Source organism: Paramuribaculum intestinale (genome assembly GCF_003024925.1).
In the GTDB taxonomy this organism is placed as follows: Bacteria; Bacteroidota; Bacteroidia; order Bacteroidales; family Muribaculaceae; genus Paramuribaculum; species Paramuribaculum intestinale.
Genome location: NZ_PUED01000092.1, coordinates 1 through 10,416, shown reverse-complemented (window position 1 = coordinate 10,416; position 10,416 = coordinate 1). Strand labels below are relative to the sequence as shown.

Here is a 10,416-nt window from a genome sequence, read left to right as displayed (position 1 = left end):
ATAAGTAACTCGCAAAAATTAGCTGCGAGTGATTTTTGAGATTTGTTCGAGTGGTTTTTGCTTGAAGACGAGGGCGTGTAGCGAGCTACACAACTGAGGATGAAAGCAAAAAACGCCGGACAAAATCAAAAAGTACCGCAGCAAACCATGGGTTACTGACGAGTTTCATAATATCAACTAATTTTTAAGAGTTACTTAAGGAATAGACAGGGCAAAAAAGCAGGGCGGTGTCATAAGAATATGAGCATAAGGATAATAAGAGGCGCTGTGTCAAAAAGCGGGATTTTGACACAGCGCCATTGGTGTGGGGGAGGGTATGGGTCAGAATGGGAGTGTGTTGAGCTTCTTGTCGACAATGAGGCCGTCGCGCACGGCGGATGTGTCGAACCGTGAGCCTTTGCGTCGGGCCTTGAAGCGGACGGTGAAGAGATTCACTCCGCTGCCGTCCACAGTCGGGCGCTCGCCGATGTTGACGAATGTCGGGTAAAGCTCACGGTGTCCATCGGTATGCAGCCGGTCGTAGGTGAGGTTTTCCATCCCCTTGAGGGCTTCGGTGTCGATGCCGGCGAATTCCCAGCGGGTGTGGTCGTAGGGTATGGCCACGCTGATGGCGTTGAGCGAGCTGACGGTGTCGGCTGTAAACTCTATTGCTATCAGTTCCGTGCCGTCGGTGTCGGTAGAGCGGCTCGCCTTGTGGCTGATGGTGCCTTTCAGTGGCTCGGCGTAGTCATCAGGCTCGACTCCTCCATCAAGCCGGGTGGCCACGTTGGAGATGTCGAAGGCGTCTATGAGGTCGTTGCGGTTGATGTCGCCGACGCTGATGTAGCCTTCGAAGTCGGAGTCGCCACGGCGCAGACCGGTGTAGTTGGTGTAGGAAGTGAGGTCGGCCTCATCCACTTTGCCGTCGGCGTTGATGTCGCCGGGGAGATATGTTTCGGTGCCAGGCACTTTGAATACGTAGAGTTCGCGTCCGCTGACGTAACGTCCCACTCCTTCGTCGACGTGGAGACGTATGTAGCGTGCCTGTGGCTGCTCGGCGAACACGAATTCTTTGTCGAGCCCGTTGCGTTCCCAGCGGAATGAGTCGACAGGAGTCCAGTGCTGCTTGTCGAGGCTCACGGCAATGTTGCCTGAAAGGATGGTGCCGTTTCCGCCGTCGGTGCGCGGCAGGTAGCGTAGCCGGTCGAGGGTGTTGACTCCCATGAGGTCGATCACTATGTTCATCGGCAGGGCGTCGGCGCGGTAGCGGGAGTGCATCATGTCGCCGCTTTCGGCGAAGTCGAAGAGCCGGCTCATCTCGAATCCGGGCTGCAGCTCCTTGTCGGCTTCGCCGCGCAGTCCGTGGAGGGCGAATTCGAGCGGGTCGGTGCGGGTGATGGCGTTCAGTTCGGTCCATGGGCCGGGACCGTCGGCGTTGACCGCGCGCAGTTTCATGGAGTAGGGTGTGTCGGCTTTAAGATCGGCGAACGGGAGCGACAGCTGGCGGATGTTGGCGTAGAGCAGCGAGTCAAACATGATCTCGTAGGAGTCGGCTCCGTCGACGGGTTGCCATACAGGCGAGAGACTGTAGGCGCCTACAGAGTCGGCCGGGATCGATGCGACGGGCGCGGTGAGATTTCCGTGGGCCGACAGAAGGTTGTTGCGGTGCTCGAAGATGAAGCCGTCGACTGTCACGGCAACGGTGTTGCGGCTGACGTCGGTGGGGGCTATCTTCACTTCGATCTGGGGATTCTTGACGACGGAGTGTGCTGCGGCGGGGGTGCCGGGTGTGGAGAACCGGTTGAGCTGCGGTGCTTCCACATAGCGCCAGGCGTCGGCAGCGGCATCGAATGCCTCTTCGGTGGTGGCTTCGGTGAGCCGCACTTTACGTCCCCCGACCGTGGCGGTCACTTTCGACGGGCGGCCGGTGGCGTTGATCAGCAGTTCGGTCGATTTCATCGGGTCGTAGCCGTCAAAGCTGCCTCTGGAGGGGTCGACTGTGACGGTGAGCCGTCCCGACTTGCCCAGATCCGACACTATGCGGGTGGTGACGGCCTGTCCCTGGCGGTAAAGTTCGGTGACGCCGTCGTCGTCATATTCGGTCATTTCTGACCGTCCGTCGGGGTATATCTCGTAGATGCGTCGTGTGCGGTCGATTTCCGAGGGGTTGTTCGAGGGGTTGGCCATCGGTATGATGGCTCCGGCGCGGACAAATACGGGAAGTTTCCATATCGGCGCGTCAAAGGAGTTGAGCACTCGTCCGCCTTCGTAGCTCTGTCCGGTGAAATAGTCGATCCAGCGTCCGCGCGGCAGGAATATGCCGTGGCGTATGTCGTTGCCGAGCGAGTCGGGGGCTGTCGGCCGGTAGACCGGCGCCACGAGGAAGTCGGGTCCGTAAAGATACTGGTAGCGTGTGGCGGCCGACAGTGTGTGACGGTCGGGATATTCGAGCATCATGGCTCTTATGAGCGGTTTGCCGTCGACGGCTTCGCGTGCGTAGGTGTAGGCGTAGGGAAGGAGCTGCGATTTGAGCTTAAGATAGTTGCGGTTGATGGATGTGGCGGGTTCGCCGAGCGCATGGGGATATTTTTCGTTTGAGCCCCATCCGTCCATGTTGAGCTGCATCGGCGAGAATGTCTTCCACTGGAAGTCGCGTATGTTGACCTGCGGGTTGCGTCCGCCGAAGATTCCGTCCATATCCGATGATATGTTGGGCTGTCCGGATAGTCCCGATCCGATGTAGGTGGGTATGTGGAAGCGGATATACTCCCATTCTCCTCCCACCTGGTCGCCGCTCCAGATGCCGGCGTAGCGCTGTGTGCCGGCCCAGCCGTCGAGCGATATGATGAAGGGGCGGGCGTTGGCTCCGTAGTAGGGCATGATCTGTCCGACGTCGCTGACGCCGTTGAGTCCGAACGAATAGCCGGCTCCGACCCAGGCCACGTCGGTCTTGAGCACGCGCACTCCGGCGTCGCGCACCTCTCTGACAATGTCGCGCTGAAGCAGTGCGGGCACCCCCTCTTTGGGATGGAGGTCGCTCTGTGTCCACAGTCCTATCTCTACTCCTTTGGAGCGGGCGTAGTCGCCGAAACGGCGCAGGTTGTCGATGTTGCCGGTGAGCGAGTCGGTCTGGCCGTATCCGGCTCCGTAGCCGTCGTTGGGCAGCAGCCATCCGAGCGGCATGTCGTGGGCGGCGTATCGGTCAATGACGGCGCGTGCCGAGAACTGGTAGTTGTCGTTCTCGCCGTTGAGGCTTTCGCGTATGCCTCCGTTGTCGCGCTGGCTTTCGCGGTAGCGCACTCCGTCCTCAAACATTATGCCTTTGCCGGTGGTGTCTGGAGTCCAGTAGTCGCGGTTGTAGGCGTTGAGATGTCCTTCGTAGAAGCCGAATTTAGGTAGCAGCACCGGGTTGCCGGTGAGCTGATAGAAGTCGGCGAGAAGCTGTGCCGGTGTTTCGTCGACCATGACGAATATGTCGAGCCAGGGGGTCTGGTGAGTGAGGCTGACACTGCCGGGTTGCTTCGCTCCGAAGTCGTATGATCCTTTGGCGAATGTGTGCCAGAGCACTCCGTAGCCTCCGGTGCTCCAGTAGAAGGGGGTCGGCGATGCCACTCCGCCGTCGGTCCAGGAGTTCTGGTTTTCGATGGCTATGCGCCGTCCCTTGTGGGAGAAGCGGCCGTTCTGTACGCCTCCGCCATAGAAGTATTCTCCTTTGCGTTCGGCGAGTGTGAGAGTGGCGGCGCCCTTGTCGAACTGCAACGGTGCGGTCTGGCTGGCGACCACTGCGCCGCGACGCAGGTCGGTGACGGTCATGAGTCCGTCGGCCTTGCCGAAGTCAAGGCTTACGGCAGGCGTGGCTATGGTGATTGTCGCTGGATTGTCGGTCACGGTGACATTGCCGGGTTGCCGGCGCGGATTGACGGTGAGGATCTCGGCAGGCGGATTGGCCTGCGGATTGCGGATTATGCCGCCCTGAGGATCATAGAACAGGCGGAACACGGTGGGTCCGTAGAAATCTACCGCCATGCGGGTGCCGTCGGTCATTACGAGTTCGGCTGTGGTGGGATTGAGCAGCGAGGCGCTCTTCACACCTGTGTCGGCCTGGGCAGCGATGACGTAGGCTAAGGCTGCAAGCGCTGTCAGAAGTCGTTTCATATCGATTGGTTTTTATGGTTGTGATGTCGGGGTGGGTCGTCGCGGTCCGACTCCCGGGAGGGATAGTGTCGGGCTGACGTCCAAAGTTAGTCATAATTTTGCTGACTGACAGCGGTCGGTGTGGAATTTCGGCGGTCACAGGCCGATTTCGTCGGTTTCGTCAGTCCTGACGGCTCCGACACCGATGCCGAACAGGGCGAAGTCGAACCATACCGGATCGTCGGGCCGCCGGGTGCGCAGCAGGGCGGTCAGCTCCTCTGTGGTGCGGCGGTCGTTGGCCTTGCGGTCGATGAGTCCGAGCTGACGGGCGGTGTTGCCCACATGCACGTCGAGCGGTATGAAGAGCTGCGCTGGACGGAGTGCGCGCCAGAGTCCGAGGTCGACGATGCCGTCGTCTCTTACGAGCCAGCGCAGAGCCATGTTGACGCGTTTCAGCGCCGTGGCCTTGAGATTCAGCGGCAGACAGCGTGAGTCGTCCTTGCCGTCGTTGGCCTGACGCAGCTCCATGTTGATTGCCTCCACCAGATGCCATGCCGGCGCCTCGGCGGCGGTGGCTCCGCAAGCTGCGGCGAAATCCTCGAGGGTGGCGTGGCGCGAATATATCCTGTGGAGTCCGCGCAGGAAGTGGCGCAGGTTGCGGTTGAAAAACGTTCGGTGAATGTTGCCGTCGGGCAGATCCTCGTAGGCGCGTTCCATCACGTAGGCGTGCGGGTCGTGTCCCATCAGGGCGAGCATACGGTCGCAGTCGCGGCATATCATGCGGCGGTTGCCCCATGCGATGGTGGCCGAGAGCAGCGACGCTATCTCGGCGTCGGGCTGCGATGAAAAGCGCCTGGGGAACTGTACGGGGTCGGCGTCGATGAACGCCGGCGAGTTGATGCGGCGCGCTTCCTCTTCGAGAAGCGTCCAGATGTCTTCGGAGATGTTTTCGATCATACGTGTGCAAAGTTACTAAAGAGTGTCGGGCGGTGCAATGAAAAATGGTGTGGAGTCGGTGGGCTGCGAACCGTCGCGGCGGCGACGGCGTTTTGAAATATGTGAAAGCGAATGAAAGAAAATATGACGGATCGTCGCTCCGGCGCATCACTCTGGCCGGAATGCTCGTGACGGTAGGTATCGTCTTCGGCGATATCGGCACTTCGCCGCTCTATGTGATGAAGGCCATAGTAGGGGTGAATCCCGGTTATGACGCTGACTATATAATCGGGGCGATATCGTGTGTGATATGGACTCTGACGCTGCAGACCACGGTGAAGTACGTGCTGATAGCCCTGCGGGCCGACAATAAGGGGGAGGGGGGCATTCTGGCTCTGTTCGCTCTGCTGAGGCGTCAGCCCCGGGGATGGCTCTATATTGTCGCGGCGGTCGGGGCGGCGATGCTTGTAGCCGACGGGGTGATCACGCCGGCCATCACGGTGACAACCGCTGTCGAAGGATTGAGGATCGTGGCACCCGCAACTCCGGTGCTCCCTATCGTGATCGGGGTGATATTGCTGATATTCATGATGCAGCGTGTCGGCACCGGACGCATCGGGCGCTGTTTCGGCCCGTTCATGCTCGCATGGTTTCTGATGCTCGGAGTGCTCGGGGCAGTCAATCTGCCGGCATGTCCGGAGGTGCTGAAGGCTTTCAATCCGTGGTATGCGGTGAAGCTCCTTGTGTCGAGTCCGTCGTGGTTCATGATCATGGGTGCGGTGTTTCTGTGTACGACCGGTGCCGAGGCTCTCTATTCCGATCTGGGTCACTGCGGACGCCGCAATATCACCGCAAGCTGGATGTTTGTCAAAGTGATGCTCATACTCAACTATCTCGGTCAGGGCGCATGGCTTCTCACTCATGCCCGGGAAGCCGCCGGGGGGATCAATCCGTTTTATGCCGTTATGCCGCAGTGGATGACTCTGGCGGGCGTGGCCATGTCGACCGGCGCAGCCATCATAGCGAGCCAGGCGCTGCTCAGCGGGTCGTTCACCATCTTCTCCGAAGCGGTCAATCTCGGTTTCTGGCCACGCCTTAAGATCGACTATCCTTCGACCGAGAAGGGGCAGCTCTATGTGTCGTCGGTCAACTGGTGTCTGCTCGCCGGATGCCTGTTGACTGTGGTGATATTCCGCGATTCAAGCCATATAGAGGCGGCCTACGGACTGGCCGTGACGATAGCCATGCTCACCACCACTCTGCTGCTTGCCTTCTGGCTGCGCTTGCGAGGGGTGAATATGATCGTGGTCGGAGCGTTTTTCGCGTTTTTCATGACTGTGGAGGGTATATTCTTCGTCGCCAATATGTCGAAGTTTGTCCATGGCGGATGGTTCAGCCTCATGATCGCGGCCGTGGTGGGAAGCATCATGATAGTGTGGCGCAATTCCACCCGGCGCCGCGCCTCGTTTATCGAGTACAGGCGCATGGCCGACAGCGCCGCTACGATATCGGCTGTCAAGGCCGACAAGGAGATACCGAAGTATGCCTCCAACCTGGTGTATCTGAGCCGTTCGGGCGATCCGTCGCTGGTGGAGAGCAAGCTGCTGTACTCGATCGTCAACAAGCAGCCCAAGCGTGCCGACCATTACTGGTTCGTGCATATCGATCATGTCGACAGCCCCGACGAGCTGAGCTATTCGGTCAGTGTGGTGGTGCCTGAGACGATCTATGTGGTGACGATGCATCTCGGTTTCAGGGTGGCGCCGCGTATCAGCGTCTATCTCCGGCAGATCGTGGAAGATCTGGTGGTGTCGGGCGATCTGGATCTGCGCAGCGGCTATCCTTCGCTGCGGCGCGAGGGAATTCCGGGCGACTTCAGGTTTATAATCCTCCACCGCATATTCTCGCCGACAAGTATATGTGGAGCTACTACGGCATTGCTTATGCGGCTTCACGACATACTGCGGCATATCGGTGTTTCCGACACCTCGGCCTACGGGCTTGACACGAGTGTGGTGACGGCCGAAACCGTGCCGCTTATCATCAACACCTCGTCGGGGCGGCGGATTGTCAGGGAGGAGTGCTGACGCGCCCTGCCGTCAGGCCACCGGTTGCGGCAGCAGCAGGAACAGGAGCGAGTAGAGCAGCAGCAGCATGGCTGTCAGTCCGAGCAGGGGGGTGAGGCGCGAGCCGCTCCGGCGGGTCATTAGCCATGCTATCGCCGCCGCGACCGCCGCGATGGCAGGCGGGACGAGCGGCAGGCCGGCGGCCGACCACTGCGGATATACCAGCGCCATGGCCAGCAGACCGTCCAGGAGGTAGAGCCAGGGCATTGTGGCCGGGCCGAGAATGACGGCCAGAGTGTGCTTGCCCACGGCGCGGTCATCGGAAGCGTCACGGTAATTGTTGACGATAAGCACGTTGGCTGCAAGCAGCCCGACGGCAATACCGCCGAGTATCACCTCGGCGGAGCATTGCCTCGTCTGCAGCCACGAGGTGAGCCATACGGGTATGATGCCGAAGAAGATTATGACGGCCACTTCGCCGAGTCCGTGGCGCGACAGCGGCCACGGACCGGTGCTGTAGGCTATTGCCGCCGCTGCGATGACTATGCCGAGCGGCAGAAGCCACAGTCCTCCGATGGGCACGAGCGCGAGGCCGACGAGGCAGGCCAGCGCGAGGGTGCCGACTGTGGCTCCGAGCATTGACCGTGGCGATATGTCGCCTTCGGTCACTCCGCGTCGCGGCCCTTCGCGGCCGGGCCGGTCGAGTCCGGCCGCGAAGTCGAAGTATTCGTTGGCGAAGTTCGACGCTATCTGTGCCAGCAGTGCGAACAGCAGGCATAGCGTGAATGGGATCCATGCGAATGATCCGGCATGGACGGCGTAGGCTGTGCCTGTGATGACGCCGGCCGTCGAGACCGGGAGCGTGCGCAGGCGCATGGCCTCGATCCAGGGCTTTAGTGTATTCATTTGTCGCTGTCTGATGCTTTGTGGGGTTGGACGCTGTCGTTGTCGTCGATGCCGAAGCATTTCATGACGGCGCGGCGTATGCGTCGGGCCGGTGCTCCGTCGTGGCGCAGCAGCTTGATTATTGCACGGATGTATTCGTCTTTGTTGGATAGTCCGCATAGCCCGGCCACGTTTGATCCGGGCACCATCGATTTCTGGTTGTAGACTTTCAGCACCGACCGGTAGTCGGACGTTTCGAGGTATCGTCTGAACTCGCGGCAGAATTTTTCGTAGAGGCCGCGCGGATTCAGCTCGTCGAGGAGCGAGTTGATATGCTGCTCGAACATGTTGATGTTGGTGAAGCGGCCGTCGATGCGGTATTCGACAGTGCGTTTCACCCGGTGGCGGGTGTGGAGCAGCGCCTGCTGGCGCAGGTCGGTGCGGAACATCGAGAACACCGCGTGGCGCACCTTGTCGAACACGCGGTTCTCGTCCTTGCCACGGCTTGCGGCCACTGTGCGGATCACCTCCTCAAGCATCAGTATGTTCTCGATCTCGGCCACGTCGGGCACCATGATCTTGCGCCGCCGCAGATAGTCCACCTCCTTGTCGTCGCGCCGGTCGCGGTCGACTATGCCGTGGGAATCCATGTGGTGGAATGTCGTCAGGTCGTTGAACGAGCGGGTGGCCTCGATCACCTTGTTGCAGCTGCCGAGCGACTTGACTGTGTAGGATTTGAATATCAGCGGATAGAGTTTGGCGTCGATGGAGTGCACGCCGTCGCCTTCGATGAAGAGCACCGGTTTGCGCGCTCCGATGATGGCCATGTAGATCTCGTCGGAGATGCCCTGGCGCGATGTCAGCAGGTCGTAGTCCCAGGTGGTGCTGACTGGGTTGTAGTCGCGCACCCACACTACCGTGGCGTCGGTGCGCGACGAGGCGAACTCCAGATCGTGAGTGGTGTAGACAAACATGCAGTCGGGGCGCATGGCCTCCACGATGTTCCACAGTGCCTGCATGACCGACGGATGGAGGAACATTTCGGGTGAGTCGACAAACACCGCCGCTCCTTTCGGAGCGTAGAGCACTGCTCCGAGATAGTATATTGCAGCTTTCTCGCCGTTGCTGAGTTTCAGAGCCGAGTAGCCGTCGGCGTTTTCCGAATCGGGCCGGCTGAAGAGGAAACGTCCCGACTCGATGAGTATGTTGTTGTCGGGAAATATTTCCGACCAGGCTTTTATCAGGCGGTCGATGCGTGTGGGGGGGAGTGATGCGTCGGCGTCTGAAGCGCGTGTGATCTTGTAGGATATGAGATTGAGCATCTCGTCGTGCATCAGCAGCGCGAGCAGGCGGTCAAGCTCCGTGTCGGCCGCAGGCCGCAGTGAGGCGGGGCCGTAGGCGGCTTCGAAAAGGCGGTCGATGCCGGTTGGCGTGTCGGGGTGTCCGAACAGGGCGGTAAGCGCCGACATGGTGAATGTGCGCTCGCCGAGATCTTCGGCCAGTCGGGCTGTGAAGCGCGACTTCCCGGCTCCGTTGGCGCCTATGATGACGAGCTGGCGGGTGGAGGCGGGTATGCGCAGCGGATCGCCCTCGCGCCTTGGCGGCAGCGTGATCATGGCGGCGTCGGCGTCGGTAGTGTGGGCGTCGGTGTTCATATCAGCTGACCCGCCCCCTGACGGATTATTTCGGGTGAATGCGGATCGGTGAGGTCGACGACGGTGGTGAGATCGCCGCGTCGCGATCCGGCGTCGATGAGCATCGCTATCGGCGAGCGGTCGCCATAGCTCACGGCCACTTCATCGGGCTCGCCGAGCGGTGTGCCGTCGGTGTCTGTGGCGGTCATGGAGAGCAGCGGCGCGTCGATAGCCTCGGCGATGGCTCTGGCCACCGGCGAAGCGGGTATGCGTATGCCTACCGAACGGCGTCCCTTGAACACTTTCGGAAGCTCGGTCGATGCCGGAAGTATGAAGGTGAATGGGCCGGGCAGGTTGGCACGGAGTATGCGGAAGGCGGTGTTGTCGATGCGGGCGTATGCGGCCGCCTGCGACATGTCGTTGCATATTACCGAGAGTGTCTGCCGCCGCGGGTCGATCCCTTTGAGCCGGCACAGTTCGTCGATCGATGCCTGCCGGAGCGCGTGACAGCCTATGGCGTAGTTTACGTCGGTGGGATATGCGATGAGGCGTCCCTCGTCGAGCAGCGACGCCGCCCGTTCGATGACTTTGGTGTTGATGCTTGAATCGTAGACTCTTTCGATGATCATCGGCTTTGCGCTCCGTGGCCGGGATGGTTGTCGGCTGTATGCGCCCTGACGGCAAATATAGAAAAAAAACCGATACTGCGTTACAAAATATTTGTTAAGAGCCGTGGCCGTGGCCGGTGAAGAATGTCATGCCTTTCGCTTATACCCCTCTGA

The 10,416-nt window shown here is 60.2% G+C and carries 6 protein-coding genes; 1 reads left to right on the top strand and 5 read right to left on the bottom strand.

Going from position 1 to position 10,416, the window contains the following annotated elements:
* Positions 1-321: 321 nt before the first annotated feature.
* Complete coding sequence (locus C5O24_RS08005) at positions 322-4,134, bottom strand: TIM-barrel domain-containing protein (protein ID WP_107681683.1); 3,813 nt, start codon at positions 4,132-4,134, stop codon at positions 322-324.
* A 135-nt stretch (positions 4,135-4,269) separates the two neighbouring features.
* Positions 4,270-5,070 carry a TIGR02757 family protein gene (locus tag C5O24_RS08000; RefSeq protein WP_107035972.1) on the bottom strand — a complete coding sequence of 267 codons (801 nt, stop codon included), beginning with the start codon at positions 5,068-5,070 and terminating at the stop codon, positions 4,270-4,272.
* 101 nt (positions 5,071-5,171) lie between these two features.
* Here C5O24_RS08000 and C5O24_RS07995 point away from each other — a divergent pair, with 101 nt between their 5' ends.
* Positions 5,172-7,136, top strand: a complete 1,965-nt coding sequence (locus C5O24_RS07995; RefSeq protein WP_237613016.1) for a KUP/HAK/KT family potassium transporter — start codon at positions 5,172-5,174, stop codon at positions 7,134-7,136.
* Positions 7,137-7,148: 12 nt separating this feature from the next.
* Here C5O24_RS07995 and menA read toward each other — a convergent pair whose 3' ends face one another.
* Genes menA through C5O24_RS07980 form a run of 3 tightly spaced genes read right to left on the bottom strand, consistent with a single transcriptional unit; the run spans position 7,149 to position 10,263 of the window.
* A complete protein-coding gene (menA, locus tag C5O24_RS07990; RefSeq protein WP_161553853.1) occupies positions 7,149-8,021 on the bottom strand; it encodes a 1,4-dihydroxy-2-naphthoate octaprenyltransferase in 873 nt (290 codons plus the stop codon).
* On the bottom strand, positions 8,018-9,655 hold the full coding sequence (locus C5O24_RS07985) for a DUF4435 domain-containing protein (protein ID WP_107035975.1): 1,638 nt from the start codon (positions 9,653-9,655) through the stop codon (positions 8,018-8,020). Before C5O24_RS07985 ends, menA begins: the two co-directional genes overlap by 4 nt.
* Positions 9,652-10,263, bottom strand: coding sequence for an L-threonylcarbamoyladenylate synthase (locus tag C5O24_RS07980; protein WP_107035976.1), 612 nt, complete (start codon positions 10,261-10,263; stop codon positions 9,652-9,654). The genes C5O24_RS07985 and C5O24_RS07980 overlap by 4 nt, the downstream gene beginning before the upstream one ends.
* Between the last annotated feature and the right edge of the window lie 153 nt (positions 10,264-10,416).